This is a genomic window from Nocardioides renjunii (genome assembly GCF_034661175.1).
GTDB classification, from domain to species: Bacteria; Actinomycetota; Actinomycetes; order Propionibacteriales; family Nocardioidaceae; genus Nocardioides; species Nocardioides renjunii.
On record NZ_CP141058.1, the window covers coordinates 2563982 to 2583767 of the forward strand.

At 72.6% G+C, this 19786-nt stretch carries 24 protein-coding genes; 13 read left to right on the forward strand and 11 right to left on the reverse strand.

Going from position 1 to position 19786, the window contains the following annotated elements; genetic code table 11:
- The first annotated feature begins 26 nt into the window (after positions 1-26).
- Genes SHK17_RS12150 through trxA form a run of 3 tightly spaced genes read left to right on the forward strand, consistent with a single transcriptional unit; the run spans position 27 to position 2159 of the window.
- Complete coding sequence (locus tag SHK17_RS12150) at positions 27-761, forward strand: maleylpyruvate isomerase family mycothiol-dependent enzyme (RefSeq protein ID WP_322919353.1); 735 nt, start codon at positions 27-29, stop codon at positions 759-761.
- On the forward strand, positions 755-1444 hold the full coding sequence (locus SHK17_RS12155; RefSeq protein ID WP_322919355.1) for an MBL fold metallo-hydrolase: 690 nt from the start codon (positions 755-757) through the stop codon (positions 1442-1444). The genes SHK17_RS12150 and SHK17_RS12155 overlap by 7 nt, the downstream gene beginning before the upstream one ends.
- Positions 1445-1478: 34 nt before the next feature.
- Positions 1479-2159: a thioredoxin gene (gene trxA / locus SHK17_RS12160; protein WP_216652647.1), complete on the forward strand. Its 681-nt coding sequence runs from the start codon at positions 1479-1481 to the stop codon at positions 2157-2159.
- Positions 2160-2186: 27 nt separating this feature from the next.
- Here the strand turns inward: trxA and SHK17_RS12165 are convergent, their stop codons facing one another.
- On the reverse strand, positions 2187-2762 hold the full coding sequence (locus SHK17_RS12165; protein ID WP_322919356.1) for a cytochrome b/b6 domain-containing protein: 576 nt from the start codon (positions 2760-2762) through the stop codon (positions 2187-2189).
- Positions 2763-2826: 64 nt separating this feature from the next.
- On the opposite strand from SHK17_RS12165, the gene SHK17_RS12170 reads away from it, so the two are divergent.
- Entirely contained in the window at positions 2827-3468 is a 642-nt protein-coding gene (locus SHK17_RS12170; protein WP_172274681.1) for a sulfotransferase family 2 domain-containing protein, read from the forward strand.
- Here SHK17_RS12170 and SHK17_RS12175 read toward each other — a convergent pair.
- Positions 3462-4115 carry a sulfotransferase family protein gene (locus tag SHK17_RS12175; RefSeq protein ID WP_322425321.1) on the reverse strand — a complete coding sequence of 218 codons (654 nt, stop codon included), beginning with the start codon at positions 4113-4115 and terminating at the stop codon, positions 3462-3464. The two genes, SHK17_RS12170 and SHK17_RS12175, sit on opposite strands and share 7 nt — an antisense overlap.
- A gap of 70 nt (positions 4116-4185) precedes the next feature.
- Between SHK17_RS12175 and SHK17_RS12180 the strand changes: the two genes are divergently transcribed.
- From SHK17_RS12180 to SHK17_RS12195, 4 genes are all read left to right on the forward strand, one after another.
- Entirely contained in the window at positions 4186-4827 is a 642-nt protein-coding gene (locus SHK17_RS12180) for a sulfotransferase family 2 domain-containing protein (RefSeq protein ID WP_322919357.1), read from the forward strand.
- Between the two features lie 27 nt (positions 4828-4854).
- Positions 4855-5589 carry a dienelactone hydrolase family protein gene (locus tag SHK17_RS12185; RefSeq protein ID WP_322919358.1) on the forward strand — a complete coding sequence of 245 codons (735 nt, stop codon included), beginning with the start codon at positions 4855-4857 and terminating at the stop codon, positions 5587-5589.
- Between the two features lie 248 nt (positions 5590-5837).
- The gene (locus SHK17_RS12190; protein ID WP_322919359.1) at positions 5838-7268 is read left to right on the forward strand and encodes an HNH endonuclease signature motif containing protein; all 1431 of its coding nucleotides are present in this window, start codon (positions 5838-5840) and stop codon (positions 7266-7268) included.
- Positions 7269-7762: 494 nt separating this feature from the next.
- Positions 7763-8338, forward strand: coding sequence for a hypothetical protein (locus SHK17_RS12195; protein WP_322919360.1), 576 nt, complete (start codon positions 7763-7765; stop codon positions 8336-8338).
- Between the two features lie 15 nt (positions 8339-8353).
- Here the strand turns inward: SHK17_RS12195 and SHK17_RS12200 are convergent, their stop codons facing one another.
- Positions 8354-9625, reverse strand: coding sequence for an MFS transporter (locus SHK17_RS12200; RefSeq protein ID WP_322919362.1), 1272 nt, complete (start codon positions 9623-9625; stop codon positions 8354-8356).
- A 62-nt stretch (positions 9626-9687) separates the two neighbouring features.
- Here SHK17_RS12200 and SHK17_RS12205 point away from each other — a divergent pair, with 62 nt between their 5' ends.
- Together SHK17_RS12205 and SHK17_RS12210 are read left to right on the forward strand one after the other, a co-directional pair.
- The gene (locus tag SHK17_RS12205) at positions 9688-10209 is read left to right on the forward strand and encodes an Lrp/AsnC family transcriptional regulator (protein WP_322919364.1); all 522 of its coding nucleotides are present in this window, start codon (positions 9688-9690) and stop codon (positions 10207-10209) included.
- Between the two features lie 10 nt (positions 10210-10219).
- Positions 10220-11503, forward strand: coding sequence for an alpha/beta hydrolase (locus SHK17_RS12210; protein WP_322919366.1), 1284 nt, complete (start codon positions 10220-10222; stop codon positions 11501-11503).
- Between the two features lie 28 nt (positions 11504-11531).
- Here the strand turns inward: SHK17_RS12210 and SHK17_RS12215 are convergent, their stop codons facing one another.
- Positions 11532-11870: a VOC family protein gene (locus SHK17_RS12215; RefSeq protein ID WP_322919367.1), complete on the reverse strand. Its 339-nt coding sequence runs from the start codon at positions 11868-11870 to the stop codon at positions 11532-11534.
- A gap of 115 nt (positions 11871-11985) precedes the next feature.
- Here SHK17_RS12215 and SHK17_RS12220 point away from each other — a divergent pair, with 115 nt between their 5' ends.
- A complete protein-coding gene (locus tag SHK17_RS12220; RefSeq protein ID WP_322919368.1) occupies positions 11986-12648 on the forward strand; it encodes a class I SAM-dependent methyltransferase in 663 nt (220 codons plus the stop codon).
- On the opposite strand, the gene SHK17_RS12225 is transcribed toward SHK17_RS12220, so the two are convergent.
- The 6 genes from SHK17_RS12225 to SHK17_RS12250 are packed head-to-tail and all read right to left on the reverse strand — an operon-like array spanning position 12607 to position 17853.
- Positions 12607-13746, reverse strand: coding sequence for a glucosidase family protein (locus SHK17_RS12225; RefSeq protein WP_322919369.1), 1140 nt, complete (start codon positions 13744-13746; stop codon positions 12607-12609). The two genes, SHK17_RS12220 and SHK17_RS12225, sit on opposite strands and share 42 nt — an antisense overlap.
- Entirely contained in the window at positions 13743-14513 is a 771-nt protein-coding gene (locus SHK17_RS12230) for a class I SAM-dependent methyltransferase (protein ID WP_322919370.1), read from the reverse strand. Before SHK17_RS12230 ends, SHK17_RS12225 begins: the two co-directional genes overlap by 4 nt.
- Complete coding sequence (locus SHK17_RS12235) at positions 14500-15762, reverse strand: glycosyltransferase (RefSeq protein WP_172274643.1); 1263 nt, start codon at positions 15760-15762, stop codon at positions 14500-14502. The genes SHK17_RS12230 and SHK17_RS12235 overlap by 14 nt, the downstream gene beginning before the upstream one ends.
- Before the next feature lie 39 nt (positions 15763-15801).
- Positions 15802-16773 carry an NAD(P)/FAD-dependent oxidoreductase gene (locus tag SHK17_RS12240; RefSeq protein ID WP_322425334.1) on the reverse strand — a complete coding sequence of 324 codons (972 nt, stop codon included), beginning with the start codon at positions 16771-16773 and terminating at the stop codon, positions 15802-15804.
- A gap of 59 nt (positions 16774-16832) precedes the next feature.
- The gene (locus tag SHK17_RS12245) at positions 16833-17354 is read right to left on the reverse strand and encodes a hypothetical protein (RefSeq protein WP_322425335.1); all 522 of its coding nucleotides are present in this window, start codon (positions 17352-17354) and stop codon (positions 16833-16835) included.
- Between the two features lie 4 nt (positions 17355-17358).
- A complete protein-coding gene (locus SHK17_RS12250) occupies positions 17359-17853 on the reverse strand; it encodes a hypothetical protein (RefSeq protein WP_172274630.1) in 495 nt (164 codons plus the stop codon).
- Between the two features lie 64 nt (positions 17854-17917).
- On the opposite strand from SHK17_RS12250, the gene SHK17_RS12255 reads away from it, so the two are divergent.
- On the forward strand, positions 17918-18574 hold the full coding sequence (locus tag SHK17_RS12255) for an ion channel (RefSeq protein ID WP_322425336.1): 657 nt from the start codon (positions 17918-17920) through the stop codon (positions 18572-18574).
- Between the two features lie 27 nt (positions 18575-18601).
- Here SHK17_RS12255 and SHK17_RS12260 read toward each other — a convergent pair whose 3' ends face one another.
- Entirely contained in the window at positions 18602-19165 is a 564-nt protein-coding gene (locus tag SHK17_RS12260; RefSeq protein WP_322425337.1) for a hemerythrin domain-containing protein, read from the reverse strand.
- An 89-nt stretch (positions 19166-19254) separates the two neighbouring features.
- Here SHK17_RS12260 and SHK17_RS12265 point away from each other — a divergent pair, with 89 nt between their 5' ends.
- A complete protein-coding gene (locus SHK17_RS12265; protein ID WP_172274622.1) occupies positions 19255-19779 on the forward strand; it encodes a DUF1707 domain-containing protein in 525 nt (174 codons plus the stop codon).
- Positions 19780-19786: the final 7 nt, after the last annotated feature.

Sequence of the window (19786 nt, forward strand, 5' to 3'; positions counted from 1 at the left end):
CTCGACGGTGGTGGCACGATGGGCCTGTGACCGACGTCCCGCGACCGTCCCCCGACCTGCTGGTCGACGCCGATCGAGCGCTCGTCCGCACGGTCGACCAACTCTCCGACTCCCAGTATGCCGAGCCCTCACAACTCCCCGGCTGGTCGCGCGCCCACGTCGTCGCCCACCTGGCGCTCAACGCGGAGGCGCTGGCGGGCGTGCTGCACGGGGCCCACCTCGGTCAGCACCGGCCGATGTACGCCTCCCCAGAGGCGCGCGACACCGACATCGAGGCGCTCGCCGCCGCCGACCCTGGAGAGGTCCGCGAGCGGTTCCTCGCCTCGCAGGGGCAGTTCCGGCAGGCGCTCGAGGCGATGACCGAGGGCGACTGGGACGGACGGTTCGAGCGGACGCCGGGCGGCCCGTCGTTCGGGCTCGCCAACGTCGCGCCCATGCGGCTGCGGGAGGTCGAGGTCCACCACGCCGACCTGGGCGCCGGCTACACCGCCGCCGACTGGCCGGAGGGGTTCCGCCGGCTGCTGCTCGACTCGATGGCCAAACGGCCCTTCCCCGCACCCTTCGACGTACGCGCCACCGACCTCGACGGCACCTGGCACGTCGGCCGGGCCGGTGACCAGCGCGGTGACCAGCGCGACGGTGCTGTCGTGCCGGTGGTCACGGGCACGTCGTCCGACCTCGGCTGGTGGCTGACCGGCCGGGGTGCCGGCCAGGGACTCACGACCGACGCCGACCAGCTCCCGGAGGTGCACCCGTGGTGAACGAGTCCTACACCGGCCAGGTCTCCCCCGGCGGCCCGCCGGACGTGCGCCGGCTCGGCTGCCTGACCCTGACCAAGGTCGCGGTCGACCCCGACATGTCCAACAACTGCTACCTGCTCCACTGCGCCGAGACCGACGAGGTGGTCCTCGTCGACGCCGCGGCCGAGCCCGACCGGTTGCTCGAGCTCATCGGCGACCGCTCCCTCACCTCGATCGTCACGACCCACCAGCACTGGGACCACCACCGCGCGCTCGCGGCCGTGAAGGCGGCGCACCCGGGGGCCACCGTTGTCGCCGGGGCGCCCGACGCCGACGCCATCGAGGAGCAGACCGGGGTGAGCGTCGACCGCCGCGTCGGCGAGGGCGACAAGATCGCCGTCGGCACCTGCGACATGACCGTCATCCCGGTCGCCGGCCACACGCCGGGCTCGATCTGCCTCGTCCTCGACGACGAGGTCGTCGCGCCGACACCGCACCTCTTCACCGGCGACTGCCTGTTCCCCGGCGGGGTGGGGGCGACCCGGGGCGACGCAGAGGCCTTCCGACAGCTCATCGGGGACGTCGAGACGAAGATCTTCGGCCGGCTCCCCGACGAGACGTGGTTCTACCCCGGCCACGGCGACGACGGCCGGCTCGGCGACGAGCGGCCCTCCCTCGGCGAGTGGCGGGCCCGCGGCTGGTGACGCTGGTCCTCGACCGCCGTGGCAGGCTGGAGGCATGAGCACGCGTGAGCTGACCCTGGCGGACTTCGAGGAGACGGTGAGCGGTGAGGGCATCGTCCTCGTCGACTTCTGGGCCGCCTGGTGCGGCCCCTGCCGCCAGTTCGCCCCCGTCTACGAGAAGGCGTCGGAGGAGCACCCGGACATCGTCTTCGGCAAGGTCGACACCGAGGCCGAGCAGCAGCTGAGCCAGATGGCCGCGATCACCTCGATCCCCACGCTGATGCTGTTCCGCGACGGGGTCCTGCTGTTCAACCAGGCCGGCGCCCTGCCGCCGCAGGCTCTCTCCGGCGTGATCGCCCAGGCCCGTGAGCTCGACATGGACGCCGTCCGCCAGGAGCTGCAGGCCGCCCAGGCAGCCGCCGGCGACGCCCCGCAGGACGAGGTGGGCCTCGACGACTTCGCCGCCGCGCACAGCCAGGGGGCCTACGTCGTCGACGTGCGCGAGGCCGACGAGGTGGCCGGCGGTCGCGTCCCCGGCGCGGTCCACATCCCGATGAACGAGGTGCCCGGCCGCGTCGCCGAGCTGCCGAAGGACCAGCCCGTCTTCGTCATCTGCCAGTCCGGCGGCCGCAGCCGCCAGGTCACCGACCACCTCCGCGCGCAGGGCGTCCCGGCCGTCAACGTGGCCGGCGGCACGGGCGGCTGGGCGCAGCGCGGCTGGCCGCTCGAGCGCTGAGCCGTCGCGGCTGGCCTCGCCGCGAGGTCAGAGCATCCGGCGCAGGATCGCCGGCCGCAGGTTGGTGAACAGGTGCGCCGCCAGGGCCACGAAGAAGGCGACGTGCGCGCCGACGTGCAGCGGCAGCCAGGCGTCGTCCCCGGTGCCGACCAGCAGCAGCCCGGAGACGGGTACGACGACGAGCAGCAGGAGCAGCGTGCGCTCGGTCCAGTGCACGAGCCGACGGTCGGCCGCCGAGAGGTGCTCGGACCAGGGCGGCAGGCCGGCGACCTTGCGCCACAGCGGGCGGACGACGCCGAGCGCGAGCACCGTCAGCCCGAGCAGCAGGTGGAGCTCGGCGAGGTCGAAGCCGCCGCCGAGGAGGTCGTAGTCGTCGGCGCGGGCCTCGCACCGGTCCTCGAGCCGGTCGAGTCGCTCCTCGAAGGCGTCGCTGGTGTCACCGCCGCTGCGGTCCTCGCCGGGCGGGTCGCACTCCCCGTCGAGGTCGAGGTTGTAGCCGACGGCGAACTGGGCGCCCACGGCGGCGACGGTCAGCCAGTGCAGGACCTTCTGCGAGGGGCGGTAGCCGCGGGTCTCCGAGACTGGCTCGGTGGTGGTGGACACGCGCAGATGCTAGGGCGTACGCCGAGGTGCCGCAGGCCCTCGAGGGGTGGGATAGCCTCGGCGCGTGCTGATCAGCGACTCCCGGAAGGTCCTCTTCGTCCACGTTCCCAAGACCGGCGGGGTGTCGGTCGAGGAGACCGTGAAGGAAGCGTGTCCGGACGCCCGGAAGGCGCGCACCCCGATCGGTCGGCACGCCACGCTCGGCAAGATCATCAAGCACGAGCCGCAGGTGCTCGACTACTGGACCTTCGGCTTCGTGCGCAACCCGTGGGCCCGGATGGTGTCGTGGTACTCGATGATCTCCGCGTGGGACCGCCGGCACGGCCCGCGGAGCGGCAAGCCGCAGGACGTCAAGCACCACTCGATGCGCGACGGCAACGACATGTGGCGCGCCGCGGCGGCCTACTCCGGCTTCGACGAGTTCGTGATGCGCGGCACCGAGGAGCTCCCGCGGGTGGGCGTCCCGCAGATCACCTACCTGCGGGCCCGCCGGCACGGCCGGGAGGTCGACTTCATCGGCCGCACCGAGAACTTCGTCGCGGACCTGCAGAAGGTGCAGGTGCAGCTCGGCCTCGAGCCGTCCACGCCGCCGCACAAGAACAAGTCCAAGCACGGGACCTACCACGACTACTACACCGACGAGACGCGCCAGCGGGTCGCCGAGGTCTACGCCGAGGACATCGACCTGTTCGGCTACACCTACTGAGACAGGCCGGGCAGGCGAGTGCCGCGGGCACCTGACCAGGTGCCCGTGTCGGCGAGCCGGCGCCAGACGTCGTACTCCGGCTCGAAGTGGGCGACCAGCGCCTCCCGCGTCGCCGGGGTGAGCTCGCCACGCTCGGCCGACGAGGCGTTGCGGCGCTCGAACTCCAGCGGCACGCCGACGCGCTCGCTGAACCACGCCGACCACACCTCGGGGTGCTCCACGCTGAGGACCCGGTCGACCGCGACCGCGCCCTGGGCGTGGATGAACCTCGCGGGCCGCCCCTGCGGGACCGGTGCGTCCGGGTCTCCGGCGAGGTAGTGCCGGGCGAAGTCCTCGAACGACATCTCGGCCGTCGAGCGGCGGCTGTCGTCGCGGGCCCGGTAGCGCCACCACGACTCCAGCCAGGCCACCGGCTCGCGGAACATCGTGACCAGCTCGTAGGAGTCGCGGGGGTGCCCGTGCGCGGCGAGCTCGGGCGCCTTGGTGTGCACGAACCCGCGCGCCGGCAGGTGCTTGCGGCCGGGCGGGGAGCTGACCGACTCGGTGGCGTACGGCGCCAGCGCGCGCTCCAGGGTCGTGCTCGCGGTCTTCGGCAGCGCGAGGAGCACGAAGTCCCGGCCGGGGCCGAGACCGAGGAACGTCATCACGCGCCGATCATCCCCCATCGGCTCCCCATCGGCTGCGCCTGTCACGCGTGCGTGGGCTAGCCTCGCGCCCGTGCTGATCTCCGACGCCAGGCGGGCACTGTTCGTGCACGTGCCCAAGACGGGCGGCGTCTCGGTGGGGGTCGCCTTCCAGCGCGCGTGTCCCGACGCGCGCAGCAAGACGCCGGGCGTCTCGCCGCCGCTGGGCAGGCACGCGCCGTACGAGCGGATCCTGCGCGCGGAGCCGCACGTGGCCAACTACTGGTCCTTCGCGTTCGTCCGGAACCCGTGGGCGCGGATGGTGTCGTGGTGGTCCATGATCGACGACTGGAACCGGGCCTGGGGACCGGCCAGCGGGCGGCCGCAGGAGACGGCCACGCGGATGCGCGGCAACGAGATGTGGCGGGCGGCGGCGGCGTACGCGGACTTCGAGGAGTTCGTGCTCCGCGGGACCGACGAGCTGCCGCGGGTCGGCCGGCCGCAGGTCGACTACCTCCGGGCGGCTGACCGCGAGGTCGACTTCGTCGGGCGGACCGAGTCGTTCGCCGAGGACCTGCAGCGGGTGGAGCGACAGCTGGGCAGCGAGCCGACGCGGGTCCCGCACCGCAACAAGTCGCCGCACGGGAGCTATCGCGACTACTACACCGCCGCGAGCCGGGCGAAGGTGGCCGAGGTCTACGCCCCCGACCTCGAGGCGTTCGGCTACACCTTCTGAGCGGGACCGCTCCGGCACAATGCGCGCATGACCTTCCCCGGCGGCTGGACCCGCGGCGCGCACACCTTCGACGGCGTCAGCCACCCGACCCACCGACGGGGCACCGGCCCGGGCGTCATCGTGGTGCACGAGATCCCCGGCATCACCCCGGCCGTCGCGGCGTTCGCCGAGGAGGTGGTCGACGCCGGGCACACCGTCGTGATGCCCAGCCTGTTCGGCACGGACGGGGCCGGGATGACGGTGGGCTCCACCGCTCGCGCGCTGCGGCAGGTGTGCGTGAGCCGGGAGTTCACCAAGCTCCGCACCGGCGAGACCGCTCCCGTCGCCGACTGGCTGCGCTCGCTGGCCCGCGAGCTGCACGCCGAGCTCGGCGGCCCCGGCGTGGGCGCCCTCGGCATGTGCTTCACCGGCGGCTTCGCGCTCGCGATGATGGTGGACGACTCCGTCGCCGCGCCCGTGCTGTGCCAGCCCAGCGCGCCCTTCGCCGTCACGCCGTCGAGGTCGCGCGACCTCAACCTCTCCCCCGCCGACCTCGACATCGTCAAGGGCCGCTGTGCCGCCGGCCAGCAGGTGCTCGGCCTCAAGTTCCGGTCCGACCCCGCCGTCGGCAAGCGCTTCGAGACCCTCACCACCGAGCTCGGCGACGCCTTCATCCGGGTCGAGCTCGACGGCAGGGGCCACTCCACCGTGACCGAGCAGCGGTCGCAGGAGGCGGTCGACGCAGTGCTCGGGTTCTTCCGGGAGCGGCTGCGGCCGGGGTGAGGAGGGTTGCTCCGGCGGTCGAGGACGGTCTCGCCTCGGTGGTCGAGCAGCCCGCCCGCTTCGGTGGTCGAGGTGGTGGGTTCGTCGGTGGTCGAGTAGCCGAGCGAGGAACGAGCGAGGCGTATCGAGACCCGCTCTCGCTTGGTGGTCGAGTACCCGAGCGAGGAAAGAGCGAGGCGTATCGAGACCCCTTTCACAGGACGTCTCGAGCACGGCTATTGTCAGTGGTCTGCGGTAGAATCGAACACATGATCGAGACGCTGGCAGACCCGAAGGCAGAGGTCCAGGACCTTTCTGCCTCCGAGCTGCTGCGAGCGCTCCGCGACCGCAAGGCGGCCGAGGACCGGGCCGCGGCCGATCAGCTCGACCTCGCCGCCCGCTGGGCCGACCTTCATCCGCCGGAGTCGATCCACACCGCCGCGACCTTCAGCGACGGCGGCCGCTACGGCCTCGAGCACGAGGAGCCCATCGCCGGCGAGGGCTGCCCGGCGGTGGCGGAGTTCTGCATCGCCGAGCTCGGCACCGTCCTCGGCATCTCCTCCACCTCGGCGAAGCGGCTCATCGGTCACGCCCTCGAGCTGCGGCACCGCCTCCCACGGCTGTGGGCTCAGGTCCACGCCGGCCAGGTACCGGCGTGGCGGGCCCGCACGGTCGCGGAAGCCACCATCCACTCGACCCCGTCGCTCACCGTCGAGGCGGCGCGGTGGGTCGACACCCAGGTCGCCGCCGTCGCCGGACGCATCGGACCCGCACAGCTCGACCGGCTCGTCGCAGAGACCATCAAGCGCCACCACCTCGACACCCACGACCCCACGAGTGATCCCGAAGACGGGTGGCAGCACGTCGACCCGCGCCACGCCACCCTCCACTCCGAGGACGTGCACTACGCCGGCACCATGCGGTTCGAGGCCGAGCTCGACCTCGCCGACGCCCTCGACCTCGACCGCGCCCTCACCCACGGCGCCGAGACGCTGAAAGCCCTCGGCTCACACGCTCCGCTCGACGCCCGACGGTCCGCAGCGCTCGGCGACCTGGCCCGCACCCAGACCGCCCTCGACCTCCACGCCCAAGGCTCGAGTGCCACCAGGCGAGAGGACGGGCTGCCGGTTGCCCGGGAGGTGGTGCTGCACGCCCACTTCGACACCAGCCTCGACGGGCACGACGGGCTGGAGACCGTGTTCGGTGCCACCGGACGGATGGAGGAGGGCCAGCGGCTCGTGCTGCTGGAGCAGATACGCGGCTGGTGCGGCGACTCGCGCACGAAGGTCACCATCAAGCCGGTCATCAACCTCTCCACCGAGCTCACGGCACCGGGCTACGACATCCCCGACCGAATCCGCGAACAAGTCATCCTGCGCGACCGCACGTGTGTGTTCCCGTGGTGCACGCGACCCGCACGCGGTTGCGACATCGACCACATCGTCCCCTTCGACCACGACGCCGACACCGAGGGCCGGCCACAACCCGGTCCGACCGTGTCCTCGAACCTCGCACCGGAGTGTCGCTGGCACCACCGACTCAAGACCCACACCGCCTGGCGCTACGACGTCACCGGACCCGGTGTCTACGAGTGGACCAGCCCCCACGGCCACCGCTACCGACGCGACCGCACCGGCACCACCTGCATCGACACCCCGCCGCGCGCTGCCGACGACCCCGAGCCACCCGACCGACCATGACCCCGCCCCACACCCCGCCGGAATGACCACGGCGGGGCTACACGCACGCGTGGGCTCCGATCCCCCGCTGCATGGGCCGTCGTCGCGCCGCGTCACCGGTCCTGACGCCCCTGACGCCCGCTTCCGCGGCCGTGTCCGCCGCGACCGCCCAGCAAGGCGGCGCCGGCACCTGACGGAGCTGCCCAGACGTAGCTGGAACTCCAGCCGAGGACTGAGCGGCCGCACGATGCCAGGACCGAGCAGCGACCGCCATCCGTCGACGGCGACGGGCGCCATCCGTCCGCCACCCTTCCGACCAGGCGTTCGCTGCGGACCGGACGCGCGGGCCTGACCGCCCCCGATCCATCCGGTGCCAGCGCCGCTCGCAGGCCCCTAGAACCGCGGCGCCGACCAACCCACACGGACCCACTCGACTGCCAAGATGCTGCCGACGCCGATCCGAGCGTCCCGCAACTGCCCCCGGGGGGCTGCGGCACCACGTCGAGCGAGGTCGGATGCTGGAGCTGTTCGTCGCGTTGACCCTCCTTGCGGGCAACGCGCGCTATGCGGGCACCGGCGTGGCCCCACGGTTCCGCGCGCTCTCCGACGACCGCGCCAGGGTCACGCACGAGTCGTTCACGACGCACGTCCAGGACTGGCTCCTCTTCTTCAACGTCGTCGCCTCGTCGGTGAGCGCGGCGCTAGCTGCCTACCAGCAGTGGTGGCTCGGGGTGCTGCTGTCGTCAACTGCGCTGGCGGTGTCCGTGGTGGCGCGGGTCCTTCGGCGATCGGCTCGCTCGAACATCCTCGCCGGCTTCGCCGAGCGCGACCTGGAGCCGTTGCACCCGCGGGAGACGAGCAGGCGCCGCGAACGGCGACAGCTGCAGCTCGCCGGCGTGGCGCTCGTCGGCTACGTCACCTTCCGCGTCATGAGCTTCGTCGCGGAGGAGAGCGGCGACACCTGGCCGGCGGTGGCCGGCTTCGTCGGCATGATCCTCACTGCTGGTGGAGCGCTGGGGCTGGTGGGGTCGATGGCGTGGAGGTTCGGCGACGAGCGCCCTGCGTCTGACCGCTCCAGCGACCTGCCCTGACGCGACGCGCAGAGGTCAGGACCCCGGCGCGGAGCCCGCGCCCCCGCGGCGTCGCGCGGCGACCTGCCGCCATGCGATCAGGGCCTGGACGGACGCGAACGCCACCAGGACCGCGAACAGCAGCCCGTACCCGACGCTCACGACCATCCATCCCACGACCACCGGGAAGCCGAGGATCGCGACCTGGAAGACCAGCCCGGCGACGGGCAGGACCCGGGCCCCCGTCGACTCCGGGGACACCGCGACGGCGTGCGCCTGTGTGGCCGGCAGCGCGAGCCCGTAGCCCAGCCCCATGGCTGCCGAGGCGGTCGCATAGGCGAGCGGGTCGGACCCGACGGCGAGGAAGGACGCCACCGCGACCAGCATCACCGTGATCGCGACGGCGATCACCCGGGTCTGGTCGAACCGCCTGACCCACGGCGCCACCACGAACCGGACCGCGATCACCGCGACCGTGTAGGCGACGTAGAACACCGAGTAGTCGAGACCCCGGTCGCCGGCGAAGGTCGTCTGGAACTGGGTCATCGTGGTGAACAGGCAGGCGAACAGCGCGATCACGACGAGCCACGGCCCGACGGGCGAGCGGGCGATCGTCCCGGCAGCCGACAGCAGGCCGACGGAGTGCCCGGCGGACTCGCCCGGCTCGGACCCCGACCCCGTGCCGCGGCGGTCCGGCGTGAGGAGCGCGGCCACCACGGTCGCGACGACTGCTGCGGCGCAGACGAGACCTGCCACGACGAAGGTGCCGCGGAAGCCGAGCGAGGTGGTCATGAGCCAGCCGGCCAGCACCGGCCCCGTACCGATCCCCACCTGCTGGGTCCCGGTGAGGTATCCGAAGTACGTCACCCGGCCGGAGTCGGTGACCATCTCGTTCACCACCATCGGCATGACGGTGTAGACGACCGCCCAGGCGGTGCCCAGGAGCACGCCGACGGCCACCAGTGGCTCCCAGCCCTCGCGCACCGTCGCGGTTGCGGCGGCCGTGACGCCGAAGACAGTGATGGCCGACGCCTGCACCCAGTGGGGCCGCAGCGCCTCGGGATGCCGGCTGAGCAGCACCAGGGCGAGGGCGGCCGGGACGACGGCGGCCGACAGCACGACCCCGAAGCCGGCCTCGCTCCCGCCCAGCGCGAGGACGTACAGCGGGAGGAGCAGCAGCATGCCGTAGGCGGTGGAGATCCCGAGCGCCGCTGCCAGCACGGCGACGACGGCGGCGGGTCGCACACCGGGCAGCAGCGCACGGCCACCACCCTGCGCGTCGAGGGTCTCGCCCGTGTTCGCTCCCATGCGTCTAGGGTCGAGCAGAGGCACGCCGGACACCATGCACAAGTGGAGGCAGGGAGGGCGTCATGGTTGCCGATCCAGCAGCAGATCGGGGTCCAGAGCTCCGACGTGGCAACAGCCTGCTCGACAGCGTCAACCGGGGCATCCTCGACGCCCTCGCCGCCGACCCCCGGCTGAGTATCGCCGCCCTCGCCCGGCAGGTGGGCATGTCGACCCCGACGGTCCGCGAGCGCGTCCGGCGGCTCGAGGAGGCCGGCGTCATCCGCGGCTACCGCCTCGACGTCGATCCCGCCGCGATCGGACTGCCGGTGGCGGCGTGGGTCAGGATCCGGCCCGGCCCGGGTCAGCTGCCGCGGATCGCCGAGCTCGCCGAGGCCACCCCCCAGGTGAGCGAGTGCCACCGGATCTCCGGCGAGGACTGCTTCCTGCTCAAGGTGCACGTCGCCCGGATCGAGGACCTCGAAGGGGTGCTCGACCAGTTCCTCGTCCACGGGCAGACGACGAGCTCCTTCATCGTGTCCTCCCCCGTGCTGCCGCGGACCGTCCTGCCGGTGGGCGTCAGCCGGAGCGCTCGTACCGGCAAGTAAGTTGGGCCCCGTGAACTTCGTGAGCCGCCAGAGCATCGTCGCCGCCCTGACCCTCAACGCACTTCGACCGCCGCGCCACCAGCGCGCCGGGGTCCCCGCCTTCGTCGCGGGTTGGCTCTTCGGCGAGACCGCCCCGCAGATGCTCGCCCTGACCGCCCTCGACGCCGCCACGCACCTCGCGCGGAGCCGACGGCAGGGAGCCGGCGCGAAGGCGGGACTCGCGCTGGCCGGCGCCAGCGCCCTCGGGCTGGCCCACATCATCCGGCAGAGCCGGCGCGTCAAGGACGGGTTCGAGGAGGCGCTCGTCGAGGGCCTCGGCGTCGACTACGTCGAGCAGCTCGACGAGGTGCCCGACCCCGCCGACCTCGCGACGCCGTGGCGGCGCCTGGCCCGGCCGTTCGACTTCGCCGACGACGCGGTGAAGGTGATCGAGAACCTGCCCTACTCCGAGGCCGGCAGGCGCGGGCACCTCGACATCTACCTGCCCGCGGGCGAGGACGCCATCGAGGACGCCCCCGTGCTGCTGCAGGTCCACGGCGGCGCCTGGACGCTCGGGACCAAGGAGCACCAGGGCCGACCGCTCATGAACCGGATGGCCGCCAAGGGCTGGGTCTGCGTGGCGATCAACTACCGGCTCGCTCCGCGCGACCCGTGGCCCGCGCACATCGTCGACGTGAAGCGCGCGATCGCCTGGGTCAAGGACAACATCGCCGACTACGGCGGCGACCCCGACTACGTCGCGATCACCGGCGGGTCGGCCGGCGGCCACCTCACCGCGCTGGCCGCCCTCACGCCGGGAGACCCGCTCTTCCAGCCCGGCTTCGAGGACGCCGACACCAGCGTGCGGGCGGCCGTGCCGTTCTACGGCGTCTACGACCTCGCCGGCTCCACCGGGCTCGCCAACGCCATCGGCATGCGCGACGGGTTCCTCGGCCCGCGTGTCATGCAGACCACGTGGCAGGACTCGCCCGAGGTCTACGAGGCGGCCTCGCCGATCCTCCGGATCACCCCGGACGCACCGGACTTCTTCGTCATCCACGGCGAGCTCGACTCCCTGGTCTCCGTCGACCAGGCGCGGCTGTTCGTCGCGGACCTGCGGCGCACCTCGGAGAAGTCGGTCGTCTACGCCGAGCTGCCCGGCGCCCAGCACGCCTTCGACACGTTCCACTCCATCCGCAGCGCGCACGCGGTGCGGGCGGTGGACCGCTACCTCAGCTGGCACTGGAACACGTGGCGGCACGGGCTCGAGGCCGACAGCGGCGTCGAGCCCGACGAGCTCGACGACTCGGCCTGAGCCCGCGCCGGTCCACCGACCAGGGCGGTCAGCCCTGGCTGATGAAGCCCACCTGGTTGCCGGCAGGGTCGGTCAGCAGCGCCAGCGACGTCCCGCCGCCGACCTCCGACACCGGGCGTACGACGGTGCCGCCGGCCGCCTCGACCTCGGCCACCTTCGCGGCGAGGTCGTCGGTGTCCCAGTAGACGACCGGGCCGGTCATCTGGTCGGCCGCACCCTGGGGGTTGAGGCCGATCTCCTGCCCGCCGACGGAGAAGCCGACGTAGTAGGGCGTGTCGGTGTGCGGCTCGACCCCGAAGGCGGTGGTGTAGAACGCCGTGGCGGTGGCCAGGTCGTCGACGGGGATCACGATCGAGTGGTTGCTCATGGTCTGCTCCTTGGTCGGGATGTGCTTCCACCCACCTGACGAGCGGGAGCGGCCGGGTGTGACCGTTGTCGACGGACTAGTGTCGTCGCTCGTGCCGCATCCCGACGAGCGCTCCGTGGTTCCGTCCGACCTCCCCGCCGACCTCCTCGAGCACGCGCGCGCCGCGAAGGGCTTCATGCCCGAGGACGAGGGTGCCCTGCTGCACCGCTGGGCCCGCCAGCGGCTGCCGCACGGCCCCGCCCTCGAGGTCGGCACCTACTGCGGCAAGTCGGCGATCTGGATCGGCGGCGCCGCCCGCGAGGTGGGCGGGACCGTGTTCACCGTCGACCACCACCGCGGCTCGGAGGAGAACCAGGCCGGCTGGGAGCACCACGACGACACCCTGGTCGACCCGGCCCTCGGGGTGATGGACACCCTGCCGACGTTCCGGCGCACCATCGCCGACGCCGGCCTCGAGGAGCAGGTGGTCGCGGTGGTCGGACGCTCCGAGACCGTCAGCCGGTGGTGGCGCACACCGTTGTCGCTGCTCTTCGTCGACGGCGGGCACGGCGTCGAGCCCGCCCGCGCGGACTTCCGCGGCTGGCCGCACTGGGTGATGTCCGGCGGCGTGCTGGTCGTCCACGACGTGTTCCCCGACCCCGCCGACGGCGGCCGACCGCCGTACGAGGACATCTACCTGCCGGCCCTCGCCAGCGGCGCCTTCACCGAGGTCGACGTCGTCGGCTCGATGCGGGTGCTACGCCGTACGTCGGGCGACGCCGGCGACCCGCTCGGCTGATCCGGCTGTCGAGGCGGGCGAGTCGGGCGACGCGCACCCGCAGGCCAGGCCGATCTCGGCGAAGTCGGGCGCGAGCGTGGTGCCACGCATGATGTCGGCGCCCGGCGTGCCGTCGGAGAGGGCGTCGACCGCGAGGACGACCGCCGCCGCGGTGTAGGTGGTCTGCTCGACCGGCCAGTTGACGTCGTCGGGCCAGACGTAGCCGGTCCAGTAGGAGCCCTCGTCGGTGCGCAGGTGCTGCATGTCGGCGAGCAGCTGCAGGGCACGCTCGCGGTCGCCGAGCGCCTCGAGGGCGAGCACCAGCTCGCAGGTCTCGGCACCCGTCACCCACGGGTTGGTGGAGACGCAGCGGATGCCCAGGCCGGGCTCGACGAAGGTCTCCCACCGCTCGGCGAGCAGTCGGTGCCCCGCCTCACCCCGCACGGCGCCGCCGAGGACGGGGTAGTACCAGTCCATCGAGAACTCGGACTTGTCGAGGAAGAGGTCGCGGTGCTCACGCAGCGCGTGCCCCAGGCGACCGCCGGCGAGCTCCCACCCGACCTGCGGGTCGCCGACCATCCCCGCCAGGGCGACCCCGGCACGCAGCGCGTGGTGGATGCTCGACGACCCGGCGAGCAGCGCCTCCTCGTTGACCGCGGCCGGCGCCCCGTCGCGCCACTCCTGCGACCACGCCATGCCGCCGAAGGGGAGCTGCATCGACACGACGAAGTCGAGCGCGCGCCGCACCGTCGGCCACATCCGGTGGACGAAGGACTCGTCGCGCGCGACCAGCCAGTGGTGCCACACCGCGACCGCGACGTACGCCGACATGTTGGACTCCCCGGAGTGGTCCTCGACCTCGCCCACCACGATCTTCATCGGCCACGAGCCGTCGGCACGCTGGGACGCGCGCGCCCACGCGAACGCGCGCTCGGCGGCCTCCCGCTCGCCGCCCACCATCAGCGCCATCGCCGCCTCGAGGTGGTTCCACACGTCGGTGTGCTCGCCCGCGGTCCACGGGATCGCGCCCGACGGCTCCTGCGCGGCCGCGATCGTGGCGGCCGTCTGCTCGACCTGCGCCCGCGTGAGGATGTCCGCGATCGCCGGAGCAGGACTCATGCCGGCTGGTCCCCCGGCTGGTCCGTGAGCGGCTTCGTGAAGTAGAGGACCATGCTCTTGCCGATCACCGGGTCCAGCACCTTGCCGGCCCAGCGCAGGGCCGTGGGATCCTCCATGATCTCCCACACCAGGAGCCGGTGGTAGGCCTTGGCGAGCGGGTGCTCGTCGTGGGTCACGCCCACCGCGCACTTGATCCACCAGTAGGGCGTGTGGAGGCCGTGGGCGTAGGACTTTCCGGTGAACACCATGGCGTCGCCGGGGGTGCCGTCGTTGGCGCGCCCGGCCTTGGTCACCTTGTCGACCAGCTCCTCGGCGGTGTAGATCCGCACGTGGCCGCCCTCGGCGTTGTGGTAGTCGTCCGACAGCTTCCAGTTCACGAGCTCCGGCAGCCAGCGCGGCACCGAGACGGCCAGGGTGCCGCCGGGCCGCAGCACCCGCACCAGCTCGCGGATCGCGTCGACGTCGGCATGGATGTGCTCGAGCACCTCGGCGGCCACGACCCGGTCGAACTCACCGTCGGCGAAGGGCAGCGCCAGCGCGTCGCCCTCCTTGACGTCGGCCTCGGCCCCCGGCGGGACCTCCCCGGCCTCGCGCATCGCCGCGAACCACTCCCGCACGGTCGCGAGCTCGTCGGCGTCCTGGTCGAAGGCGACGACGTCGGCGCCGCGCTTGTACATCTCGAAGGCGTGCCGGCCGGCACCGCAGCCCATGTCGAGCACGCGCTCCCCCGCGCGCAGCCCCAGCCGGTCGAAGTCAACGGTCAGCACGGCGGCTCTCCTCCTGCTCACGCCGGAACCCGGCGATGGTCTCCTCGTAGGCGCCCGCCGTGGCCTCGGCCACCGCGCGCCAGCTGAACAGCTGCTCGACCCGGGCGCGTCCGGCCGCGCCCATCGTCGTACGACGCTCGGGGTCGTCGAGCAGGCGGGCGATCGCCGCCTCCAGCTCGCCGACGTCGCCCGGGGTCACCAGGTCGGCGCACTCGCCGTCGGGTCCGACCACCTCCGGGATGGCGCCGGCGCGCGAGACCACCAGGGGCGTGGCGCACGCCATCAGCTCGGCGGTCGGCAGCGAGAACCCCTCGTAGAGCGACGGCACGCAGGCGACCTCGGCCGACCCCATCACCTCGACGAGCTCGGCGTCGCTGACCCCGCTGACGAACGTCACCCGGTCGGCGATGCCGAGCTGGTCGATGAGCTGCTCGGTGCGGCCGCCCGGCTCCGGCCGGGTGACCAGCACCAGCGACAGGTCGCGCTCGACGCAGAGCTTGGCGAAGGCCTCGAGCAGGGTCGCGATGCCCTTCATCGGGGCGTCGGCGCTGGCCATGGCGAGGATCCGGCCGGGCACGCGGGGCGCGGTCGGCGGGGTGAAGACGTCGTCGACGCCGAGCAGGATGGTCTGCATCCGTGCCGGGTCGACGCCGAAGTCGCGGGCGATGTCGCGGCGCGAGGACTCCGACGGTGTCAGGACCTTGCGGAGCCGCTTGGCGACCCGGCTCTGCATCCGCAGGAAGCCGTACCAGCGGCGCAGCGTGAGGCGCTTGCGCCACGTCGGCGCGGTCTGGAGGTCGATCTGGCGGTCCATCGTGATCGGGTGGTGGATCGTGGCGACCACCGGGAGCCCGTAGGACTCGAGCTCGAGGATCCCGGTGCCGAGCACCTGGTTGTCGTGGGCGACGTCGAAGTCGCCAGCGCGGTCCTTCATCAGCCGGGCGATGCGCGAGCTGAACGTCTTGGGCTCGGGGAACCCGGCCGTGCACATGGTGAGGAACTCCTCGACGTCGATCAGGTCGCGGAACTCGCGGAGCCGGGGGACGCGGAAGGGGTCGGGCTCGCGGTAGAGGTCGAGGCTGGGCACCTTCGTCAGCCGCACGCCCTCGTCCAGGTCGGGGTAGGGCTGCCCGGAGAACACCTCGACCTCGTGCCCGAGGCGCACCAGCTCACGGCTGAGGTGGCGGATGTAGACGCCCTGACCGCCGCAGTGCGGCTTGCTCCGGTAGGACAGCATGGCGATGCGCACGGGGCCATTATGCCTACTCATCGGTAGGCGCCTCGCCGTTCACCCCTCGCTGGAGTGACCGGGGAAGACGTGCGCCGTCGGGTCCAGCGCGACGGCGGCGTTGTTGACCGCCGTCGCCGCCTCGCCGAAGCCCACGGCGATGAGGCGCACCTTGCCGGGGTAGTCGGTGATGTCACCGGCCGCGAACACCCGCGGCAGGTTGGTCCGCATCGCCGAGTCCACGACGACGTGCCGCTTGTGGGTCTCCAGCCCCCACCGCTGGATGGCCCCGAGGTCGGCGATGAAGCCGAGCGCCGCGACGAGCGCCTGCGCCTCGAGGACCCGCGGCTCCTCGCCGTCGACGCTGACCTCCACCTCCTCGAGGTGCGACTCCCCGCGCAGCGCGGTGACCTGGGCGTTGGTGATGATCTCGACGCTCGACGCCGTGACCTCCGCCACCGTGCGCTCGTGGGCGCGGAAGGCGTCGCGCCGGTGCACGAGGGTCACCGAGGCGGCGAGGGGCTCGAGGTGCTGCGCCCAGTCGAAGGCGCTGTCCCCTCCCCCGACGACCACGACGTCCTTGCCGGCGTACGGCGCGAAGCTCGGCACGAAGAACTCCATGCCGCGGCCCACCCAGCCGTCACCCGCCGGCAGCGGCCGCGGGCTGAACTTGCCGATGCCGGAGGTGATGAGCACCGCTCCGGCGGTGACGCGGGTGTCGTCGTCGAGCGTGACGACCACGTCGTCGTCGCGGTGCTCGAGGGTGGTCGCGGTGCGGTCGAGCAGGTACGTCGGGTGCGCCGTCGCGGCCTGCTCGACGAGGCCGGCGACCAGGTCGCGACCCTTGACGCTGGGGAAGCCGGCGACGTCGTGGATCGCCTTCTCGGGGTACATCGCGGTGATCTGGCCGCCCAGCTCCGGCAGGGAGTCGACCACCACGACGCTCATCCCGCGGAAGCCGGCGTAGTAGGCCGAGAACAGGCCGGTCGGGCCCGCGCCGATGATGAGCAGGTCGGTCGTCAGGTCGTCCACGCCGTGATCCTCGCCGCCCAGCGCGGCGCCCACAAGGGCCACGGCTCACGGCCCTCGTCTCACAGGGCGTCGAGCTCGTCGACCTTCCACGTCCCGTCGTCGCGCTCCAGCGTGACCAGCACGCGGTCGAGGTCCAGGGTCGGCTCCTCGAGGTCCTCGGCGGACGTGCTCTGGTTGACGAACACCAGCACCCGCGCGGCGTCGGTGGAGGCGGTGACGACGGCCGTGTCCACCACGTCGGCGGAGGCGACGGTGCGGTCCTCCTGGCTCGAGGTCGTCACCCCGGCCATCGTCCGGTCGTAGCGCACCTGCATCGAGTCGGTCATGAGCGCGCGGGCCGCGGCCTTGTCGTCGGCGAGGGTCTCCCAGGAGTAGCTGTAGGCCCGCGCGACGGCCTCGGACGCCGCCTCGCGGACCGCGTCCTTCACCGACACGGACGCGACCGACGCGTCCGACGCGTCGGCCACGGCGACGTCCGGCGGCGGGCTGGCGGGAGAGCGCGCCAGCCACACGACGACGGCAGCGGCGGCGACCACGAGGACCGCCAGGACGACGGCCATGGTGCGCCTCTGCGTGGTCACCCGGTCACCTCACGAACTCGACGTCGCTGGTCAGCCACCGCTCGCCCTCGCGGACCAGGTCGAGGCGCAGCCGGTAGTAGCGGACCTGCGCCTCGCCACCGGTCGTGGTGTTCTGCACGGTGCTGTTGGCCGCGACCAGCACGGTGCCCGTGTCCTCGTCGAGGTCGCCCACCCCGAGCGCGACCACCTCGGCGGTGGAGGTGGCCTTCGTGCGCACGGCCTCCTGCTCGAGCGTCCTGCGCTGCGCGGCGTACTCCTCGGCGAAGTCGCCGGTCGCCCCCGCGAGCACGGCGTCGGCGACGCGGTCCATGTCCTCGTGGTCGACGGTGAGGAACGCCAACGCCTCGGCCCGGGCGGCCGCCGCCACCTCGCGCTGCGCCGCGCTCAGCTCGTCGTCGACCTGTCCGCGGTCGGAGACCAGGACACCGATGGCGACCAGCAGCGCGACGAGCACGACCACGAGGGCCCCGACCACCCACCTGCCGCTCCGCACTCCCACGCCGCGAACCTAGCCCAGCCGGTCGCCCGTGTGCCGCTGCCCCGCCTCCCTAGACTGCGTTCTCGTGAGCCGGCCCATCCACTACCTGACTGCGCACCCCTCGGCGATGCTGCTGGGCGCGCAGCTGCTGCAGGTGCTCGCGTGGCCGTTCCTCGAGGACTCGATCGTCGGGCGGGCGTTCCTCGGCGTCATCGGCATGCTGGCCGTCGGGTCCGCGGTGCTGGCGGTGCGGCGTACGCCCAACGTGAGCCGCGTCGTCATCGTGCTCGGCGCCCCGGCGATGGTGCTCACGCTGGTCGAGGCGGTGTTCCGCGACAACGACGCGATCGTGCTGGCCTCGGGACTCCTGCACGCACCTTTCTACTTCTACGTCTCCTACGCGATGCTGCGCTACCTCTTCCACGACGACGAGGTGACCACCGACGAGTACTACGCCACCGGGGCCGCCTTCACCGTGGTGGCGTGGGGCTTCGCGTACGTCTTCTCGGTCGTGCAGGTCGTCTGGCCCGACTCGTTCACCAACGCCGAGGGCTTCGGCCGCCCCTGGTTCGAGCTGCTCTACCTGTCGTTCTCGACCCTCACGAGCGTCGGGCTGTCCGACATCGTCGCCGTCGGCGCGCAGGCGCGCTCGGTCGTCATGGTCGAGATGATGGTCGGCGTGTTCTACGTCGCCATGGTCGTCGCCCGCATGGTCGGGCTGACGATGATGCGCCGGCGCTGAGTCGAGTCCCGGGCCGGGACCCCGGGCTCAGTCCTCGGAGTCCTCGTCGTCGTCGTCGAGGAGGCCCTCGCGCTCCGCGGCCGCGACGATGCGACGGATGTTGTCGATGTCGCCGCAGTCGGCGTCGAGCTGGGAGTTCCGCTCGGTGAGGAACGCCTCCCCGAGCCGCACCAGGACCTCCTCGGAGATCTCCTCGCGGGCCGGGTTAAGGATCGTGAGCTCCTCCTCGGTGAGGTGGTGGTTGAGGGCCGTGGCCAGCTCCTCCACCGCGTCGTCGAAGGCCTGCGTGTCGGTCCCCTTGAGCTCGAGCACCTTGAGCATCGCCTCGTGTCCCTCGGCGTGCTCCTCCTCGCCGTGCTCGGCCTCGTGCTCGGTGATGGCGTCCTTGCGCCGCAGCTGCGGGTAGACGTGCTTCTCCTCGGCCTCGGCGTGCGCCACGTGCAGCGCGGCGAGCGCCTTGCGGACGCCGTCGCGGTCCGAGGTGCTGTCGCGCAGGTCGCGCATCAGGGCCTCGAAGCGACGGTGGTCGTCCAGGATCAGGTCGATGACGTTGCCCGACACCGGGCGGCCGAGGTCGATGGGAGTGCTCATGCGAGCGACGCTAGTCCCCCGCGCGTCGCCACGACACTCCTCCCACCTCCAGGGGGGTGGGTCGGGCGTGCGTGCCTACGATGGGAGGCGTGCCGGGCATCGAGGTGTGGAGCCAGTTCGACCACGACCCGCGCCTTCCCGCCAACGCGCCGATGCGTGCCTCGGACCGCGACCGCGCCGTGATCGAGACGGTGCTCGCCGACGCCTTCGCCGAGGGACGCCTGACGCGCGCGGAGTACGACGAGCGCTCCGACGCCGCGATCGCGAGCCGGACCCTCGGGGACCTGATGCCCCTCGTCGCGGACCTCCCGGTCACCCGGGCGCCCCGGTCCAGCCTCCCGGAGGCGGCCGAGCGGGCCTACGTGCAGGCGCGCCGGCAGGCGGTGTGGGGCTTCCTGTCCGCCTCGCTCATCTGCTGGGCGATCTGGGTCGCGACGAGCTTCGGCGGCGACGGCTTCACCGCGCAGTTCCCGTGGCCGCTCTTCGTGATGCTCGGCACCGGGCTCAACGCCGGCCGGGTGGTCTGGCAGAAGGACGAGATCGTCGAGGAGGAGACGCGCCGCCTCGAGAAGCGGGAGCGCAAGGAGCTCAGGCGCCGCGACGAGGGTCTCTGAGGGCCCC